At 62.4% G+C, this 17,081-nt stretch carries 14 protein-coding genes; 3 read left to right on the forward strand and 11 right to left on the reverse strand.

Features of this window, described 5'->3' with window-relative positions:
• Window positions 1–19: 19 nt before the first annotated feature.
• Complete coding sequence (locus CHC01_RS15835) at window positions 20–1,564, reverse strand: MFS transporter (protein ID WP_089265202.1); 1,545 nt, start codon at window positions 1,562–1,564, stop codon at window positions 20–22.
• A gap of 158 nt (window positions 1,565–1,722) precedes the next feature.
• On the opposite strand from CHC01_RS15835, the gene CHC01_RS15840 reads away from it, so the two are divergent.
• Complete coding sequence (locus CHC01_RS15840; RefSeq protein WP_068735591.1) at window positions 1,723–2,580, forward strand: LysR family transcriptional regulator; 858 nt, start codon at window positions 1,723–1,725, stop codon at window positions 2,578–2,580.
• Here CHC01_RS15840 and CHC01_RS15845 read toward each other — a convergent pair.
• The 3 genes from CHC01_RS15845 to CHC01_RS15855 form a co-directional block, all read right to left on the reverse strand.
• The gene (locus tag CHC01_RS15845) at window positions 2,577–3,146 is read right to left on the reverse strand and encodes a DUF4865 family protein (protein WP_089265203.1); all 570 of its coding nucleotides are present in this window, start codon (window positions 3,144–3,146) and stop codon (window positions 2,577–2,579) included. The genes CHC01_RS15840 and CHC01_RS15845 overlap by 4 nt on opposite strands.
• 267 nt (window positions 3,147–3,413) lie before the next feature.
• Window positions 3,414–4,049, reverse strand: a complete 636-nt coding sequence (locus CHC01_RS15850) for a DUF2147 domain-containing protein (protein WP_089265204.1) — start codon at window positions 4,047–4,049, stop codon at window positions 3,414–3,416.
• A gap of 262 nt (window positions 4,050–4,311) precedes the next feature.
• Window positions 4,312–5,340: an NAD(P)/FAD-dependent oxidoreductase gene (locus CHC01_RS15855; protein WP_089265205.1), complete on the reverse strand. Its 1,029-nt coding sequence runs from the start codon at window positions 5,338–5,340 to the stop codon at window positions 4,312–4,314.
• Between the two features lie 200 nt (window positions 5,341–5,540).
• Between CHC01_RS15855 and CHC01_RS15860 the strand changes: the two genes are divergently transcribed.
• The gene (locus CHC01_RS15860) at window positions 5,541–5,993 is read left to right on the forward strand and encodes an acyl-CoA thioesterase (protein ID WP_089265698.1); all 453 of its coding nucleotides are present in this window, start codon (window positions 5,541–5,543) and stop codon (window positions 5,991–5,993) included.
• A 19-nt stretch (window positions 5,994–6,012) separates the two neighbouring features.
• On the opposite strand, the gene CHC01_RS15865 is transcribed toward CHC01_RS15860, so the two are convergent.
• Window positions 6,013–6,333 (reverse strand): 2Fe-2S iron-sulfur cluster-binding protein, encoded by a 321-nt coding sequence (locus CHC01_RS15865; RefSeq protein ID WP_089265206.1) that lies wholly within the window; start codon window positions 6,331–6,333, stop codon window positions 6,013–6,015.
• Between the two features lie 169 nt (window positions 6,334–6,502).
• A complete protein-coding gene (locus tag CHC01_RS15870; RefSeq protein WP_502695661.1) occupies window positions 6,503–6,850 on the reverse strand; it encodes an Hpt domain-containing protein in 348 nt (115 codons plus the stop codon).
• 424 nt (window positions 6,851–7,274) lie between these two features.
• Here CHC01_RS15870 and CHC01_RS15875 point away from each other — a divergent pair, with 424 nt between their 5' ends.
• Window positions 7,275–12,689: an apolipoprotein A-IV repeat region-like domain-containing protein gene (locus tag CHC01_RS15875; RefSeq protein WP_089265208.1), complete on the forward strand. Its 5,415-nt coding sequence runs from the start codon at window positions 7,275–7,277 to the stop codon at window positions 12,687–12,689.
• Between the two features lie 108 nt (window positions 12,690–12,797).
• Here CHC01_RS15875 and CHC01_RS15880 read toward each other — a convergent pair whose 3' ends face one another.
• From CHC01_RS15880 to CHC01_RS15900, 5 genes are read right to left on the reverse strand one after another with little or no spacing between them, the layout of a single operon-like run.
• On the reverse strand, window positions 12,798–13,202 hold the full coding sequence (locus CHC01_RS15880) for a GFA family protein (protein WP_089265209.1): 405 nt from the start codon (window positions 13,200–13,202) through the stop codon (window positions 12,798–12,800).
• A gap of 54 nt (window positions 13,203–13,256) precedes the next feature.
• On the reverse strand, window positions 13,257–14,132 hold the full coding sequence (locus CHC01_RS15885) for an aldose 1-epimerase family protein (RefSeq protein ID WP_089265210.1): 876 nt from the start codon (window positions 14,130–14,132) through the stop codon (window positions 13,257–13,259).
• A 31-nt stretch (window positions 14,133–14,163) separates the two neighbouring features.
• Window positions 14,164–15,093, reverse strand: a complete 930-nt coding sequence (locus CHC01_RS15890) for an MlaD family protein (protein ID WP_089265211.1) — start codon at window positions 15,091–15,093, stop codon at window positions 14,164–14,166.
• A 19-nt stretch (window positions 15,094–15,112) separates the two neighbouring features.
• A complete protein-coding gene (locus CHC01_RS15895; RefSeq protein WP_089265212.1) occupies window positions 15,113–15,925 on the reverse strand; it encodes an ABC transporter ATP-binding protein in 813 nt (270 codons plus the stop codon).
• A gap of 5 nt (window positions 15,926–15,930) precedes the next feature.
• Window positions 15,931–17,061 (reverse strand): ABC transporter permease, encoded by a 1,131-nt coding sequence (locus tag CHC01_RS15900; protein WP_089265213.1) that lies wholly within the window; start codon window positions 17,059–17,061, stop codon window positions 15,931–15,933.
• Between the last annotated feature and the right edge of the window lie 20 nt (window positions 17,062–17,081).

Below are 17,081 nucleotides of genomic sequence, written 5' to 3' on the forward strand. Positions count from 1 at the left end.
AGAAGCGAAGCGGTCCGGACTACGCCCGACCGTCGCCTTCGACACAGCTTTGACCATGTGGCGCGCGTCTCGGCAGTCCATGGCCGAAGACAACAAAGCTGATGCCCGCGAGAATCCACACGCTCATTCCGCCATAGAGCATGACCCAGCCGAACCCTTGGGTCAGGGCGTCTTGAATGACGGCTCCGCCGGGATTGTATTCGGACGCGAGCGCCGTGCCGGCTGCGACGCTTTCTGCCAGCGAGCGTAAGAGCTCGACACTGGTACCGCTTGGTAGCGCGGCCTTCAAAGACGCACGAACTCCCTCGACGAGAATGAGGCCCATGAGCGCGATATTAATGGCAAGCGCAATCATGCGGGCGCTCATATCGATGCCTGACGCCATGCCCGCGCGTTCCTGCGGCACTGATCCGGTCGTCGTGTTGGTCACGGGCGTATTGGTCAGCCCCAATCCGATGCCGGCAAGGACGCATCCCGGCAGCATCGTCAGCCAGCTCGCATGCGCGACCGAGCTGCCGATCTTCATGGCGAAGAAGCCCGCTCCGATCGTGAACAGGCCGAGCGGGATGACCAGACCCGGATGGAAACGTAGCACGAGCCGTTCGGCCACCGGCGGCACGACCAGCGTCGGCAACGTATAGGCCAGAAGCGACAGTCCGGCGCCGACGCTGCTATAACCCAACCCTGCCTGGAAATAGATCGGCAGATAGATCATGAACGGCCAGAAGCTGAAGTTCATGGCCATCGAGCCGACCAGCGCGCCGGAAAAATTACGGATCCGGAAGACGGTGAAGTCGAACATCGGCCTCGGGCTGAGACGCTCGGCGAAGACAAAGCCGATCAGGCTTGCAGCGAACACGCCGACGACCGCAAACGCCGTCCAGCTGTCGAAGCCGATATCCGGGCCTTGCGTAATGAAGAATGCGAGGCAGAAGACTGCAAGCGAGAGCGTGATGATCCCTGCAAGATCAAGGCTGCTGGCCTCCGGATCGCGCGACTCGCGAACTCCGCTCCCGGCGAGGATCAAGGCGATCACGGCAAGCGGGGCATGGATGAGGAAGGCCCATTCCCAGCTCGACAAAGCCACGATTGCGCCGCCGATGATCGGGCCGAAGCCCAGACCGATGCCAAAGATGATCCCCCACCAGCCGAATGCAACGGCGCGTTGCCGCCCTTCCGGAAATTGATGGGATAGCACCGCGACCTGGCAGATCAGCATCGCCCCGCCGCTCATGCCCTGGAGAAATCTGGCAACGATCAGCACCAATATATTTTCGGTCAGGCCGCAAAGCAGCGATGCAGCGGCAAACGCGACGATCGCAATCAGATAGACGCGCTTGCGCCCATAGCGATCCGCGAGCGTGCCGGTTGCCATCAGCACCGTCGTCACCGCGATCGTATACGCATTCATGACCCATTGGAGCTGTTTGAAATCGGCATGAAGCACCCGCTCCAGTGTCGGCAGGACCGCGGGAATGCTGGAAATCTCCAGACCGAACATCAGGGAGGTGAGACAGGCAGCCGCCAAAGCCAATGTGCTTTGTCGTGTCGATTCGGAGAGCATGGGAGCCTTTCGGGATAATAACGCGCCACAGTGAAGCCCGACGACAGAGGATGAGGTCCACCCGGTCTGCGTTGTGATGAACGCAACATAGGCAGAGGTTGACCATTTCAGAATTGGATGATTGATTATTTCAGAGACAACAAATCTGGATAATTCAAATGAGCGCCCTGGACGTGGATGCCGTGCAGGCATTCGTGACCATCGCCAATCTTCAGAGCTTCACGCGTGCGGCGGAAGCGCTTGGCACGACCCAGGGCGCGATCAGCGTGAAGCTGAAGCGGCTGGAAGACCGCCTCGGCCATAAATTGATCGAACGAACCCCGCGAATGGTGCGCCTCTCGGCGCAAGGCGCGCTATTCGTCGATTCAGCCCGCGACTTCCTGGCCGCGCATGATCGCGCTGTCGCAGCTTTGTCTGCGACCCGTCGCCGTTTCGCACTCGGCATTGCGGCCCATGTGGCCGGGCCGGAGGTTCCGACGCTGCTGGCTCGCCTGAATGCCCATGACCCCACGCTCACGATCGAGGTTCGCCTCGATAATTCACGCAATTTGCTGGACGCATTCGACCGCGGCGAAATCGATGCGGCCATCGTCCGGCGTGAGGATGACCGACGCGACGGCGAAGTGCTAGCGCCCGAGCATTTCGGCTGGTTCGCAGCACCAGGCTTTGTGCACCGGCCGGGCGAGGCATTGCGACTGGCGGCGCTAACGCCAGTATGTGGCGTGCACGACGTTGCCATTCATGCGCTGGACGCGGCCGGCATCGCATGGACGGAGGTGTTTCTCGGTGGCGGCTCTTCAGTCGTGTCGGACGCTGTCTCGGCGGGCCTTGCCACCGCGGTCTTCTCCTGCCGGCTTGCACCGGCCGGCACCATCGAAGTCAGCCAGAAGTTTGGCCTGCCACCGCTGGCGTCGTCGGAAATCGTACTTCTCTCGACACTGTCGGATATGCAGTCTCGCCAAGCGCTGCGAACCCTCGCGGCTGCGTTCCGCGAACACCGCGCGCATACGAGCTAGGTAGCGTATGGAAGGCGATCCAGCAGCGGCTGCGCCAGATGCAGGATCTGGTAGCAAGCGCCAGCATGGGTGCATTCATTCTCCGAGAGCAGGACGCGGGTGAAGACCCACTTCTCGGCATCCAATCCGATCACGGCTGCAACAATTCCGGCGCGCGCCGAGAGATCCGCGTTGCGCTCGATCTCCCCTCTTATCGTTGTTTCAAGATCGGCGTCGGGCGGTATGGCGATATCTTGCCGATAGGCGAAGCGAGCTTTCAGGCTACGCCCCTTGCGGGCATCGAGGGCAACGCGTGTTTCGATCCGCGCCCGACCGAACATATCGACGACGATCTTGTAACCGCCGTTCACGAGAAAATCGCGAAACGCCTCGTCGTGCCGCCACAGATAAAGCGAGGAATAGCTAGACGTCGTTGCCCCGAAGCGCCCGCTCTCTCGCAAGAGAAATCCCTTGAAATAAAGCTCCGGCTTTGCATCCCAGAGCGGCCCACGCTCCTGTGCGCGTGAGCGGATCAGGCCGAGATCATAGTCGGCGGGCAAGCGATGCTCGTAATGCGCAACGATCATCGTGATGGGCTCCTTCAGCAGCCATTGTCATTGGATCGATGCACGATATCGATCGACGGGCCGCGAAGAACAGACGTGGAATCATATTTCTATGATCCGGTATTCAAATAAATGACGTCCGGAGAGAGCCGATAAGCACCGTTGGAAGCTGGCGCGCCACGATTGAATTGGCAGCGAAATGACCGACGCGCCATGGCGTCGGCTTCCAGAATGTGGGGTGTTGGACAGTCTTCGCTTGTGGGGGAGCCACAAGCAAGTTGGTGGCGATCAGCGCGCGACGTTGCTACCCGGGGTCACGTTGCTGGCCTTCTTCATCGGCGCGACGGGGGCCTTCGCGGCCGCATTACCGACGGTTGGCGGCTTCACGGCTGCTGCCGCGAGGGTCGGCACATATTTCGCGATCACGGTTGGATCGAGCGAGGCCATTTCGGTGTCGGGCAGACGGTACCAGGTCTCGTCCTTGCCGAGTAGCGCAATGCCCCAATAGCCACGCACGGTGAGCGCCCGACCATCGGCGCTGACGCTCATCTTGGCCTTGTAGACCTTGCCGTCGCGCGGATCGAGAATGTTGCCGTTCTCGTATTTCAGTCCCTGCTGCTGCATGTTGCGGATGAAGGAGATGCCCAGCACTGGCTGGCCCTTCCGGTCATCGACGCACTTGCCGCAGAAGTCGTCGCCCGGCTTGTCATCGGGGCTCGGAAACGTCTTGGCGATCGCGCCTTCGAATACGCCGCCGCCATGATCAACCACCAGAACCCAGACGACAGGCTTGTTATTCTCAACCTTCTGCCAAAGCCCGGCAGCAGTCGGCTCAGCGGCGTGGAGAGGGCCGGCAAACATCGCGCATGCGGCCAGACTTGAGGCGACTGTGAGCGCCAGACGTCGGGATCGAAGTTGTGCCATCGCCTTCCCCAGTGCAGTTCGTCGTCCAGGCATCCGCCGAGTCCGCACTCGATCCGATTGCATAGACTATCAATCTTCCGCGACGAGAGAGTGACCGCGGTTGATGGCTTTTGCAAGATTGCCGATCGCGCGCCGGATGTCCGATTGTGTCAGCGGCCACAGCTTTGCCACAAGCTGCCCCACCGAACCCGACGCGGTTACCGGCGATCCGAACCGCCTTTGCATCTCCGTCATACAAGATGATTCCAACAACTAGCCGAAGTTAGTTAACGCCGAGCTTCTTCTGCAGGCTGGAGGAGGACGTCGTGTACTGAAACACTAGGCGCTTGTCCGGATAGACGTAGTGATATGCCTTCTGTGCCATCAGCGCGCCCTCGTGGAAGCCGGACAGGATGAGTTTCAGCTTGCCGGGATATGTATTGATATCTCCGATGGCGAAGATGCCGGGGACATTGGTTTCGAACGACGCCGTCTCCACCGGGATCAGGTTGTTCTCCAGCGTGACGCCCCAGTTGGCGACCGGACCGAGCTTCATGGTCAGGCCGAAGAACGGCAGGATCGTATTGCAGTCGATCCGGACACTTTCGTTGTCATTGCCCTTGATGACAGCCCCAGTGAGATGGCCTCCCTCGCCTTCGAGCGCGGTGACCTGACCGATCTGCAGGTCCATCTGACCGGCTGCCACGAGCTTGCGCATCTGCTCGACACTGTGAGGCGCAGCACGAAAATCATCGCGCCGATGCAAGAGCGTGACGCGCCGCGCGACCGGATGCAGGTTGAGCGTCCAGTCCAGTGCACTATCGCCACCGCCGACAATCAGCAGATCCTTGTCGCGGAATTGCTCCATCTTGCGCACCGCGTAGAACACCGACGTGCCTTCATAGGCTTCGATGCCCGGCACCGGTGGACGCTTCGGCTGGAACGAGCCGCCGCCGGCGGAGATCACCACCACCTTGGTTTCGAACACCTGGCCGGCATCCGTCGTGACACGAAACAAGGGATCGCCGATCTTCTCGATGGTCTCGATCATTTCATTCAGATGAAAGGTCGGATGGAACGGCTTGATCTGCTCCAGCAGTGCTTCGGTCAGCCCCTGACCGGTGACCAGCGGAATCGCAGGAATGTCGTAGATCGGTTTTTCAGGATAGAGCTCGGCGCATTGGCCACCGATCTTGTCCAAGATATCGACGAGGTGGACCTTCATATCGAGCAGACCAAGTTCAAAAACGGCGAACAGTCCGCAGGGGCCGGCGCCGATGATCAGCACGTCCGTCTTGATCGTTTCGCCCATAGTGTTTTTTCTCGGTTGAACCAGCCCTGCGAGATCGCAGAGCCCGGCGCCATCCGGCAATTGCGTCCAGCCTAGCGGCGCCACACGGGGAAAGCCACAGCGGCTCGGCCTGAAATCAGCATGTGTCCCGCCCTTGCCTGGGCTGTGCAACTGCGCTGTAACAGGCGCAAACCTGCCAAGCATTGCTGGAGATCAATTTCGTGAACGCCCCTGCCCGCGCCCCGGCGCCCGTCCTCGACGACTATCCCTATCGCCTGTCGGACAATGTGCGCTTTGCGGATCTCGATCCGAACAACCACGTCAACAACGCGGTGTATTCGAGCTATTTCGAAACCAGCCGCGTGTTGCTGATGCGGGACCCGGCATGCGGGCTGATCGCGCCGGGGCAAAGCTGGGTGCTGGCGCGGCTCGATATTCACTTTCGCGCCGAATTGCACTGGCCCGGCAAGATCGAGCTCGGGCTTGGCGTCACCAAGATCGGCCGGACCTCGGTGACCTATTCGCAGGTGGTGTTTTCGGAAGGCAAGTGCATGGCCTCGGCGATCGCAACGACCGTGATGGTTGGCCTCACCAGCCGCCAGCCAACGCCGATCCCGTCCGACGTCGTCGACCGGTTTCAGCCATGGATGCTGCGCGGCTTGAACGCGCAGTAAATAACAAGTCTTGGGAAGCTCAGGCCTGGCGTTCCGGCGTGATCACGACAAGCCCATCGAGTGCATCGGTGATCTTGATCTGGCACGACAGCCGGGAGTTCGGCTTGATGTCGTAACCGAAGTCCAGCATGTCCTCTTCCATCGGCGTCGGCGCACCGACGCGCTCCTGCCAGGCTTCGTCGACATAGACGTGGCAGGTGGCACAGGCGCAGGCGCCGCCACATTCGGCTTCGATACCCGGGATGGCATTGCGAATGGCCGCCTCCATCACCGTGGAGCCGATCTCGGCGTCAATGCTGCGGGTCTCACCGGAGTGATCGACAAAGTTTATCTTGGCCATGATGCTCGCGCTGCCGAAAGGAAGATACCGGCTGTCCTATAACGGGTCGATCCGGATCGCGCCAGCGCTCCGCAGCAAAACCGTCATCTAGAAAAGCAGGGCCAAGCATGACCCCTTGTTGGGGGATCAAAAACGATCCCTTTTGGGATCAAAGCTGATCCCTTGGGGATCAGGACCGTTTCAGAAGGACGTCGATCTCCGCCCGCGCCTCGAGAACGGCGTCAGTGAGCGTCATCAGGGCCTCAGAGGTATCGCTGCTGTCGCGCAGCGTCGTTTCCAGCCATTCGGCAGCTTCCGTGATGCGGAACGCGCCGACCGCCTGCGCGGAGCCCTTCAGCTTGTGCGTGAGTTCAGCTGCATCCGCCGGCATTTTGACGATCTTCTCGATCAACTCGCTCGACTGGGCCGCGAACATCGCCAGAACTTCACGTTCCAGGCTGCTATCGCCCATAGTCATACGTTGAAGGTGGGGGAAATCGATCGGTCCGTCATCGGGAACCAGCGGCGGTGACGGCATCCATTGAACCCGTTCGAGGTGAAGCGGCATTGATGATGGCCCAAATTCCCGCCAACCGAACGATCCGGCTGCGATTTTTTGCAGCCAAACACGGAATTGGTTAACGGAACGTTCTAGGTACAATCCGCTGGGTTGACGCAGTTTTGACGCAAACTCGCCACGATTGAGGGGCCATTCCGTTTATTTGAGGCGCTACAAGAAGTTACCGGGGGAAGCCGTTAACTATCATTAAGAATGTCTTAACCAGAACCATTTCATTCGCACGACCAAGCCAATAGGATGTTTGCGGAAGTAGCGGACAAGCCGAGCGACCGGCAGTCCGAAATTCGTCCCGCGGGGTGCACATGGCCAGTCGCCATGCTGCAGGCGGGAACGAATCGTGGGGACTTCTGTCAGTTGCGTAATCAGGGGGCGTGGAACGAGCATGGCAAACAACACCAAAAAGGCCAAGGATCCGACCGAAGTCGCGCTCTCTGCCATCCAGGAAGCACTCAACATCAGCGACCCCGCGCATGTCGATCGCGATCAACCCGCGATCCGTGCCGACAACGCCCCCACCAATCCATCTTCCCCCGTCGACCTCGACGACAACGCCTTCGACGCACGCATCGCCAATGATCGCCCGAGCTTCGAACCGCTGGACGATCAGCGCTTTGCGCGCCGTCCCGCGAACGATGACCGCGAAACTATCGGCCAGATCCTGCAGGCGCTGCAGAAGAACCGCCCTGCCCGCAACGTTTATACGCTCGCCACCCTGTTCGCCGGCTTGTGGATCGTCGGCGCAGGCCTGTTGACCGTTGCGTTCCTGCCGTCGCTGCAGGCCCTGATCGGTCAGGGCTCCGGCGGCACGCTGGCGCTGGCTGGTCTCGCCGCGCTGCTGTTCGCCCCGATCCTGCTGTTTTACTTCCTCGCCAGCCTCGCCTGGCGCGGCCAGGAAATGCGCCTGATCGCCCAGTCGATGGCACAGGTTGCGATCCGCTTCTCCGAGCCCGAAAGCACGGCGAGCGACTCGATGGTCACGGTCGGCCAGGCGATCCGCCGCGAAGTCGCCGCGATGGGCGACGGCGTCGAGCGCGCGATTGCGCGTGCCGGCGAACTCGAAACCCTCGTCGCCAACGAAGTTTCCGCGCTCGAGCGCGCTTACTCTGACAACGAAGTCCGCATCCGCGCGCTGCTGCAGGACATCGCGCATCAGCGCGACAACCTGGTCGGTCAGGCCGAGCAGGTTCGCTCCGCCATTTCGGGTGTGCAGATCGATCTTCGCCACGACATCGCGCTGATTTCGGACGCCATCGCATCGCGCGTCGACGAAGTCGCCAAGAGCATCACCGGCGCCCTCGAAGAGCGCGGCGAACACATCACTCGTGCGCTCGGCAATGCCGGCGACAACATGATCCTCGCGCTCGGCGAGCGTGGTGGCGACCTGCTCGACCGCCTCGAAGAGGCCAGCGCCGAGACCACCCGCGCGGTGCTCGACGCCAGCGAGCGTCTGACCACCAGCCTCAACTTCAAGACCGGCCACGTACACGACGAGTTCGTCGATCTCGCCGACCGCGTCCACGAAATGCTCAACGAGCGTATCGACCGCATCACCAGCGAATTCGAACAGCGTTCGTCCACGATTGTCGATCGCGTGTCGGATCGTACCGAACAGGTCCACGACTCGCTGAAGAATTCCAGCGATAGCTTGCTGCTCGAACTCGAGCTGCGCAGCGGCGACCTCGTCAGCAAGATCGACGATGCCGGCAACCGCCTGGCCAACCAGATCCTCACGTCAGGTGACAAGGCGGGCGAGTCCCTCGACGCCACCGTCAACGCACTGGTCGCCAAGGTCGCGAGCCAGACGGAAACCGCGCACGACACCCTCAGCCTGCAGATGAACGCCTTTGACGAACTGGTGAAGGAACAGGGCTCTGAGCTGGCCGAGCGTTTCTCGCGCGACAGCGGTACGCTGGGCGCACTGATCACCAAGCACATCTCGGAATTCGACCGCACCGTGAAGACCTTCGGCGGCGAAGTCGTCGATCGCCTGGGTCAGCGCACGCAGGACATCTCGGAAACGCTGAAGACCTATGTCGATAATTTCGACACCCGCGTCGCGTCCAATGTCGGCGGCATCACGTCGTCGCTCGACACCCGCCTCGCAGAATTCGAGACCAAATTCGAAGGCCGCGTCGTCAATCTCGATGCGTCGCTTGACACCAGGATCAAGTCGTTCGACGAGACCGTCGATGGACGTCTCAAGAGCCTTGAAGAAACGTTTGACGCTCGGGCGCAGTCCGTCACCGCGACCATCGATACGCGCCTTGAGAACCTCGCATCGACGCTCTCGGAAGGTGCCAATCAGGCCGTCCAGTCGGTCGACGCGCGCCTGACGCATCTGACCACCGCCCTGACCGAAGGCGCGAATCTCGCAGTCAGCTCGGTCGACGGCCGCCTGACCCACCTGACGACCGCGCTCACGGAAGGCGCCGTGCAGGCGATCCACTCGATCGACGACCGCCTTTCCTACTTCACGAGCTCGCTCACCGAAGGCACGACGCAGGCGATCACGGCCATCGACAGCCGCATCAACAACGTCACCGATGCCATCGACAGCCGCAGCACACAGTTCGCGGATACCATCACTGCGCGCTTCCAGACGATCCACGAAGGCATGGAAGGTCGTATCGGCATCGTCGCCGGCGGCATCGAAACCCGCGTCGAACAGTTCGAGGAACTGCTCGGCTCGCGCATTGAGGCTGTTGCCGGCCGTATCGAAACCTCCGGCCGCACGGCCAGCGACTCGCTCATGGCCCGCGCCGAAGAACTCTCGATCGGCATCAAGACCAATGTCGAGGACGCCGAACGCTCGCTCACGCATCTCATGGTCAATACCAGCGAGACCATTCAGGCCGGTGCCCGCGCCGCACAGGAATCCCTCGTGTCGGTCTCGACCGATGTCGGCGCGCAGCTGAAGCTGACGGCGTCCGATATCGAGAGCTCGCTGACCGCCGTCGGCACCACTGCCGCCACGGCCATCGTCAACAGTGCCCGCGATGCGCAGGCCACGCTGGTCAATGCGTCTTCGGAAGCCTCGCTGCAGGTTAAGTCACTGTCGGCCGATGTCGAACGCACCCTCACCGCGGCCGGCTCCGCCACCGCGGCCTCAATGCTCTCAGGTGCCCGCGACGCCCAGTCGACCCTGGTCGCCACCTCTTCGGAAGTCGCCAGCCAGATCCAGTCGCTCTCGGCTGATATCGAACGCACGCTCACTGCCGCCGGCACGGCGACGGCCGACTCGGTCCTGTCCGGCGCCCGCGCCGCGCAGAGCACACTGGTCGCCGCATCGACCGACGCCTCGCAGCAGGTCCGCACCCTTGCGGCCGATGTCGAGCGAACCCTGATCGCCGCCGGCACCGCCAGCGCGGACTCGATCCTGGCCAGCACGCGCAACGTCCAGTCCTCGCTGATCGACGCCTCGACCGAAGCGTCGAACCACGTCCGCAACCTCGCGGCCGACATGGAGCGCAGCCTGACCACCGCCGGCACCGCAACTGCCGAGTCGATCGTCGCCGGCGCCCGCGAAGCCCAGAGCACGCTGGTCACGGCGTCTTCCGAGGCATCAAGCCATGTGAAGTCGCTCTCGATCGACGTGCAGCGCACACTCACCGCGGTCGGCGCCGACACGGCGGCTGCCATTCTCTCAAGCGCTCGCGAAGTGCAAACCTCGCTGGCAACCTCCTCGGCGGATGCCGCGAACCAGATCAAGGTGATTTCCGCCGACATCGAGCGTTCGCTCTCGAACGTCACCGCCAACACGACCGACAACATCCAGACCAGTGCGCAGAATGCGCACAACTCGCTGGTTGCCGCCTCGAACGAGATCACCACCAAGATCAAGACCACCTCGTCGGAGATCGAGCGGTCGGTATTCGCCGCTTCGGGCAGCTTCGGCACCACGATGACCGGCAAGACGGACGAAATCGTCACCTATGTGCAGCAGCAGACCGACCGTCTGTCGCAGATGGTCGACGCCAAGCGCGGTTCGCTGGTCGATGCGCTGGGCGCCAAGGCCAATCAGCTCACGGTCGATATCGATCGCGTCACCGCCGACGCGCTCAAGGCGATCGAGAGCCGCGGCCAGACCTTCTCGCAGACCATGGTCACCAACAGCACAGACGTGGCTCGCGCCATCACCACGGCTGGCGAACTCGCCACCGGTGCGGTCAACAAGTCGCTGAAGGATCTCGAGCAGAGCTCGCGCACCGCCATCGAGCAGTCGCGTCAGGTCTCGATCACTGCGGTCACGGAGATGCAGGAAACCAGCAAGATCCTGCGCACCGATACCGTGGCGCTGTTCGAACGCCTGCGTGAAGGCAACATCCTGCTGCAGGAAGTCCTCACCGGCGCCCACGACAATCTCAACTCGCTGGAGCGCGCTCTGGTCACCCGCGTGGCGGACTTCGTGTCCACCATGAACGACGTGACGTCGCGCAACGGCCTGGCTACCCAGACGCTGGAAGAACAGCTCACCGTGTTCACCTCCAAGACCTCCAAGGCCCTGGAAGATCTCGGCTCACTCTCGGGCCAGTTCGAAACCCATGGCCATGCCCTCGTGGATGCCGCGGCTCTGGTCGAACAGAGCAACCGCACCACGATGTCGTCGGTCGGCGAACGCAAGGCGGCGCTGGAATCGCTGGTCACCACCATCGATCTGCGCACCACCGATCTCGATCAGCGCCTCACCCGCTTCACCGGCCTGCTCGATGAATCGCTGGCAGCCGCCGAAGAACGGGCCCGTGACATCGCCCGCGTCGTCGCGGAGACCGCAGGTCAGGGCTCGGCAGCGATCAGCCGGCAGTTCGAAGCCGTCCGCACCGCGGCGGAAGAAGAACGCCGCGCGACAACGCAAGCCATGAGCGAAATCTACCAGCAGGGCACGCAGGAAGCCGATGCCATGTTCAAGCAGTCGGCCGACAAGTTCTCGTCGATGGTCGCCAGCATGAAGCAGATGGCTGCCGAAATGCACAACGAGCTCGAGAGCACCCGCACCGAACTGCGCCGTGGCGTTCTCGACATGCCGCAGGAAGCCGCCGAGAGCACTGCGCAGATGCGCAAGGTGATCGTCGACCAGATCGAGGCGCTCGCCGAGCTCAACCGCATCGTTGCCCGTCATGGCCGCGGCCTCGACGTGGTCTCGACCAGCCGCACCACCAGCGTGCAGCGTGACGAGGAGCCGGCGATGGCGATCGCCAGCAGCCGTAGTGAAGCGCGCCACGAGGCTCCGCGTCCGGCCCCACGCCGCGAGGAGCCGCCTGCCCGTAGCGCAACGAACTTGCCGATGCCCGATATCGGTGGTCCTGCGCCGCGTCGCACCGAAGCGCCGTCGGTCGCTCCGGCCAACTCCGACCAGGGCCGTGACGGCTGGCTGTCGGATCTGCTCGGCCGCGCCGATCACGTCGAGGAAGATCGCACGCCGCCGCGCCGCGCACCGGCTCCGCAGCAGCCTGCAGCCTCGGCCAATCCGCTGGAGTCGCTGTCGCTCGACATCGGCCGCCTGATGGATCGGACGCTCGCCGCTGAAATGTGGGATCGCTATCAGCGCGGCGAGAGCAAGGCCTTCAGCAAGCGGCTCTATACGCCAGCCGGCCAGAAGGCTTTCGACGAAGTCGCTCGCAAGTATCGGTCGGACCGCAACTTCAAGGGCACGGTGGATCGCTACATCACCGAGTTCGAACGCCTGCTCGACGAAGTCGCCCGCGATGAACGCGGCCCGGCAGCGCTGCGCAGCCATCTGACCTCGGAAACGGGCCTGGTCTACACCCTGCTCGCGCATGCAGCGGGTCGGCTGGGCTAAGCAAGATTAAATACGAACGCGAAAAGCGGAGGCAGCGATGCCTCCGCTTTTTTGTTGAGCCTGTTGTTGTGCCGGAGCGCTAGACGCGGGGCCAGACCGGTGCCGTCATCACGCGGGATCCTTGTCGTGAATGTTGACGCCGAATGGCAAAGACACCCAGGCATGCCGGCGACAGTGATAGACGGAAATCTCCGGGGGCGGAAAATCCGGATCGGCAAAGCAGCCGACCGCCACGGCTACGGAACGCGCTTCATATCCTTCTTCGGTGTGGAAGAGATTGGTGCCGCAGACGGGACAGAACCGGAATCGGAAGCGCGCCCCCTGATCCCCTGTGCGGACATATTCAGTCGCGGTGCCGCTCACATTGTAACTTGGCCCGAAGCCCGCGAGCGCTGCAAAGACGCTGCCGGTCCGGCGCTGACAAGCAAAACAGTGGCATATACCGACGCCCCTCGGCTCGCCTTCGAGCACGATGGACAGCTGACCGCACGAACAGGACGCAGTTCTCGACATGACGGGACCTCCTCGATGCAGCGGTCTGCTGGATCACGGGCCGCGACAGTTACCTTATGCGAACCCGATGCGTTGGGTGAAGCTGCGCGTCTCGCCCACCGCAATGTGCATCACGCCCGGCTTGTCGGCGAACTCGCCGTCGAAATCTACCGGGCTGGCATAGCCGTACCACGGTTCGATGCAAAGGAATGCAGCGCCGGATGGTTTCGACCAGATGCCAAGTTCGCGAAAGCCTTCCCAGGCGAAGGTGATCGTCGGTCCGCCAGGCGCGCTATAACTCAGCGACCTGCTGGCAAGATGATCGAAGATCATCGCGTCCTTCACGAACAGCGATTCCGACAGCGCCAGTGCGCCGCCCTGCACCGGCGATGGTTCCGGCTCCCTCAGCAACAGTCCACCCTCGAGCCGTCTGATCGGCGCCGGTTCAGCATCGGAGAAGATGATCGTATGCGCGCGCTTGTCGGCGCCGTCCGTCAGCGGCCAGTGAAATGCCGGATGCGCACCGATCGAGGCCGGCAGCATCTCGTCGCCTGTATTGGTCACGGCATAGCCGATCACCAGCTCATCACCTTCGATGGCGTAGGTCACGTCCAGCTTGAAGGCGAACGGATATTTCGCCCGGCTGGCGTCGTTGTCCGCCAGCGACAGCGCGCAGGATGCAGGTCCCTGCCCGGTCCAGCTGAAGCGCTGGTCGCGCGCAAAGCCGTGCTGGGTCATTGCATAGACCTGGCCGCGATGGCGCAGCACATCGTCTTTCAGCTTCCCGACGATCGGAAACAGTAGCGGCGCGTGGCGAGGCCATTCCTCGCCGGCCTGCCAGAGCACCTCATGCCCATGCGCATCCTTCAATGAGCAGAGTTCGGCGCCATCGGCCTTGATCGTCGCCGTGACGCGGCCATTGCTGATGGTGAAGCTATCTTGGGTCTCCATCAGCGCTCTCCATGTATATCGGGACTGGTGTCTATTGAGCCTGCTGGCGACGACGCGGCGGAGCGACAGATGCCGGAGGCGCCGCCGGTGCAGGCGCAGCCGCGGGTGTGCCGCTGCTGGCGCCAAACAACAGGCGCGTCGGGTTGCGGTCAAGATTGTTCACCGCACGGCTGATATCGGCGAGCGTGCGGCGACCGTCGAGGATCAGAGCACCCGAGCGCTTGTCGAGGTTCTCGGTCAGCTCATGGAACGACTTTACGGCCGCCGTGAGTTCGCCGCCGTCCTTGCCGCCCGCGAGCGCATCCAGGCCGAGCAGGATGTTGTCGGTCCGCGCGACAACGCTGTCAGCCTTGCCCATGACACCGTCGGCCTTGCCCATCACGCTGTCGATCTTCAGCATGATGCCGTCGATTACTTCCGAATTTTTCGCCAGCGTCGCCGTGAAGGTTTCGACATTCTTCATGGCACCCTTGAGAGTATCCTGATTGTCGGCGACCAGACGATTGACGTTGTTCAGCGTTGCCCGGATCGATTCAGAGATATCCCGCAGCAGCTCCGGATCGGCCGTCAGCACCGGCACGCCGTCGGTATCCAGCGGGACCGCGGGCGCAGCTTCATCGCCGCCCTTCAGCGCGATCGCAGCTACACCGGTGAGCCCCTGAAATTCTAGGCCGACCTGCGTGTCCTTGCGAATGGGCGCGATATTCTCGACCATCGCCAGCGCAACGACGCGCTTGGGATTGTCGAGCTTCACCGAGACGACTTCACCGACCCGGATACCATTGAAATTGACATTGCCGCCGTTGCGCAGGCCCGACGCCGCGCCTTCGAAAATGATGCGCAGCGGCGTGCGCTGCGTGGTCGAATGCAGATTCTGGAACCACAACACGAAGCCGAACGCTGCGGCGATCACCGCCAGCGTGAAAATTCCGATCAGGACGAAGTTCGCCCGCGTTTCCATCAAACCAACTCCAGTACAACTAGCCGATAACAGCGCGTGCGCGCTTGCCGTGGAAATATTCCCGAAGCCAGGGATGCTGCGAGGCCAGCATGTCGGCCATCGTTCCCTGCGCGATGATCTTGCCATTACCGAGAACGGCGATCCGGTCGCAGGCTGTATGCAGGCTGTCGAGATCATGAGTTACCATGAAAACGGTCAGCCCCAAAGTTCGCTGCAGCGTGCGCACCAATTCGTCGAAATCGCCGGCGCCGATCGGATCGAGACCCGATGTTGGCTCGTCCAGGAACACGATCTCCGGATCGAGCGCGAGCGCCCGCGCCAGCGCCACGCGCTTGATCATGCCGCCCGAGAGTTCCGACGGATAGCGATCGGCGACCTCCGGCTTGAGACCGACCATGGTAAGCTTGGCCATGGTGATCTCGTCGAGCAGACGTTCCGAGACCTTGAGATATTCGCGCACCGGAAACTGGATGTTCTGTCGCACGTTGAGCGACGAGAACAGCGCCCCGTGTTGAAACAGGATACCCCAACGCCGCTCGACTTCGCGGCGTTCCTTGTCGCCGCTGTCGAGATCGGTGCCGAACACTTCGATCGTGCCGGAGACCTTTGGCACGAGGCCAATGATCGTGCGCATCAGCACGGACTTGCCGGCGCCGGACGCGCCGACGAAACCGAGGATTTCGCCGCGCGCCACGTTCAGGTTGAGGCCGTCGAGCACACGGCGGCTGCCGAATGCCACGGTAAGATCGCGCACGCTGATGATCGCATCGGCAGAGGTGGAGGCGGCAGCCGTCGGCGTCTCAGTAATGGGCGTCGCAGTCGTCGAGGTCATGGCCGTCAGATCCCGATCGTTGCGAAGAAGATCGCGAATACGCCATCCATCACGATCACGAAGAAGATCCCCTTCACCACTGACGAGGTGGTGTGCTGCCCCAGCGACTCCGCGCTGCCCTGCACGGCCAGGCCTTCGACACAGGCCACGATGCCGATCACCATGGCCATCACAGGCGCTTTCACCATGCCGACGATGAAGTGGTTGATCGAAATCGCCTCGCGCAGCCGCGAGAGGAACGACGACGGATCGACGCCGCCATAGAGCCAGGCGACCAGACCACCGCCATAGAGCGCAGCCATCGCGCCGAGAAATGCGAGAATAGGCAGCGCCAGTACCAGCGCCACCATCCGCGGCAAGATCAGAACTTCGATGGCATCGAAACCCATCGTGCGAAGCGCATCGATCTCCTCGCGCATCTTCATGGAACCAAGCTCGGCGGTATAGGCGCTGCCGGAGCGACCGGCGACCATGATCGCCACCAAGAGCACGCCAAGCTCGCGCAGCACCAGCACGCCGAGCATGTCGACCACGAAGACGTCGGCGCCAAAGCGGCGGAAATGGAACAGGCCCTGCTGGGCTACGATACAGCCGATCAAGAAGGTGATCAGGACCACGATCGGTACTGCGTTCCAGCACACCTGCTCCAGGTGATGCACCACCGAGGTGAGCCGGAATTTCGACGGATGCCGCCAGACGCGAAACCAGGCCGCGATCACGGCACCGATCATATCGACCAGCGCGACGAGGGTTTCCCCGATGCCATAGATATTGCGGCCGATGCCATCGAGCACGGCAGTCAGAGCGCTACCGCTTGCCGGTAACGGGACCGCAGGCTTCACGCGGCGGACCTCGTCGACCAGGGTCGCGTAATTCGCCGACAGGCCCGCGATCTGCGCCTCGTGGCCGCCATTGGTCAGCGCCCGACGCAACCGCTCGATCAGCCAGGCGCCGAATGTATCCAGCTTGGAGACCTGCGACACGTCGATGAAGATGTTGGGGCGGCTACCGGTCAGCTTTTCGGCCTCACCGACGAGTTTTTCGAGCGCGGGGGCAAAACGCGCTGTCCACGACCCAGCCGCGCACAGCGCCAAGCCGTCGCCTTTCGCGATCTGTTCCAAGGTCGGGCCGCTCAAAACAGGCTCCCGCGGGCGTT

This window comes from Tardiphaga sp. OK246 (assembly GCF_900188215.1).
Classification (GTDB): domain Bacteria; phylum Pseudomonadota; class Alphaproteobacteria; order Rhizobiales; family Xanthobacteraceae; genus Tardiphaga; species Tardiphaga robiniae.

Bases quoted from the DNA above. Each gene is read 5' to 3' on its own strand.
- CHC01_RS15855 (WP_089265205.1), bottom strand. From the start codon at position 5,340: ATGGGCGAAACGATCAAGACGGACGTGCTGATCATCGGCGCCGGCCCC.
- CHC01_RS15895 (WP_089265212.1), bottom strand. From the start codon at position 15,925: ATGACCTCGACGACTGCGACGCCCATTACTGAGACGCCGACGGCTGCC.
- CHC01_RS15880 (WP_089265209.1), bottom strand. From the start codon at position 13,202: ATGTCGAGAACTGCGTCCTGTTCGTGCGGTCAGCTGTCCATCGTGCTC.
- CHC01_RS15840 (WP_068735591.1), top strand. From the start codon at position 1,723: ATGAGCGCCCTGGACGTGGATGCCGTGCAGGCATTCGTGACCATCGCC.
- CHC01_RS15870 (WP_502695661.1), bottom strand. From the start codon at position 6,850: ATGCCGTCACCGCCGCTGGTTCCCGATGACGGACCGATCGATTTCCCC.
- CHC01_RS15845 (WP_089265203.1), bottom strand. From the start codon at position 3,146: ATGATCGTTGCGCATTACGAGCATCGCTTGCCCGCCGACTATGATCTC.
- CHC01_RS15875 (WP_089265208.1), top strand. From the start codon at position 7,275: ATGGCAAACAACACCAAAAAGGCCAAGGATCCGACCGAAGTCGCGCTC.
- CHC01_RS15865 (WP_089265206.1), bottom strand. From the start codon at position 6,333: ATGGCCAAGATAAACTTTGTCGATCACTCCGGTGAGACCCGCAGCATT.
- CHC01_RS15885 (WP_089265210.1), bottom strand. From the start codon at position 14,132: ATGGAGACCCAAGATAGCTTCACCATCAGCAATGGCCGCGTCACGGCG.
- CHC01_RS15890 (WP_089265211.1), bottom strand. From the start codon at position 15,093: ATGGAAACGCGGGCGAACTTCGTCCTGATCGGAATTTTCACGCTGGCG.
- CHC01_RS15850 (WP_089265204.1), bottom strand. From the start codon at position 4,049: ATGGCACAACTTCGATCCCGACGTCTGGCGCTCACAGTCGCCTCAAGT.
- CHC01_RS15835 (WP_089265202.1), bottom strand. From the start codon at position 1,564: ATGCTCTCCGAATCGACACGACAAAGCACATTGGCTTTGGCGGCTGCC.